Here is a 1,224-nt window from a genome sequence, read left to right on the forward strand (position 1 = left end):
AAAAAAATATAAAATTTTACATGGTTAAAATTAGGCACTAAAATAAGACCACCACAAGCAGTGCTGGTCTGCAAATAAAAGTTTTGAATTAGCTTGACTCAGAAAGAATACAGAGATATTCCTTCACTCGTCCATAATAGATTCTGAGAAATTTATTAGCGCCTGCAGTCATGTAAACATAGTACGGTTTACCCTGGGCACGTTTTCTGTCCATGAATTGATATACAGGATCATCTTGCGGCATTGTTTTAATAAGAACATCCATTACTTGAAAAAGAGTCTTTCTTAAATTTGAAGACCCACGTTTGGATGTTGGAACACTTTTTTGTGCATAGGAGCCAGACTCGTTTACGCCAGGATCTACCCCGGCGAAAGCAGTAAGGGCTCCTTTATGTGTAAATCTGGTTATATCACCGCTCTCAGCCATAAGCTGTGGACCAAAAGATGGACCAATCCCTTTAAACTGCATAACAATCGGGTACTCTGGAAGTTTTGAGGCGGTTTCATTCATGAGAATGCGTATTGTTTCGACGGTAGCGGAAGTGCTGTTAAGCTGAGCGATAGCTTGTCTAATGATGCGTTTGGTTATTTCGTTTTTTGGAAATACCGGGACAAGTTCCGTTGACTGGGTATAAATTTCTTCGGCTTTTGATTTATTGAAGATATATTTTTTTTGCTTGCACCAGTTTTGATAGTGTTTAACAAAAGAATTTAGAGACATTTTACGAACGCAATCTACATGCCAATACGTATAGACAAAATCAACCCATTTTTGGGAGCCATCACTGCGGGGTGGACTATTAAAATAAGTATTTGCATTTGGGTATGTCTGGTCAATGAGATTAATAAGATTATTTTTCATAGCCGTTTTTTGTTTCACATAGAAATGAAACTGACGATTCATGGCCTTTAGTTGTGTGCGCAATTCATCCACAATACTATATGGTTTAAGATTTTGCCATTTGTCAAGAGCATAGCGGGCGATCTTGATGGAATCAGCTTTGTCAGATTTAACTTTGCGAAGAGAGTCATTATTAAAGTTTTTGACTAGCTTAGGATTAACAGCACTGACAAACAGACCAGCTGCTGAAAATTGCTGAGCAAGTACTTCGTAATAGTGTCCGGTGTGCTCCATTACAATTCGTGATTCACCTTCGATAGAGTGAATAAGTTTAATTAGTGAAAGGATATCACTGGATGTGTGCTTGATCTCAAAAGGAGAGG

The 1,224-nt window shown here is 38.2% G+C and carries 1 protein-coding gene; it reads right to left on the reverse strand.

The features are described from left to right. Positions 1-88: 88 nt before the first annotated feature. Positions 89-1,224 (reverse strand): IS110 family transposase (locus tag DWY89_RS14155; protein ID WP_118524781.1); only part of this gene is annotated, 1,136 nt, incomplete at its 5' end.

It is taken from the genome of Clostridium sp. AF27-5AA (genome assembly GCF_003478415.1).
In the GTDB taxonomy this organism is placed as follows: domain Bacteria; phylum Bacillota; class Clostridia; order Lachnospirales; family Lachnospiraceae; genus Otoolea; species Otoolea fessa.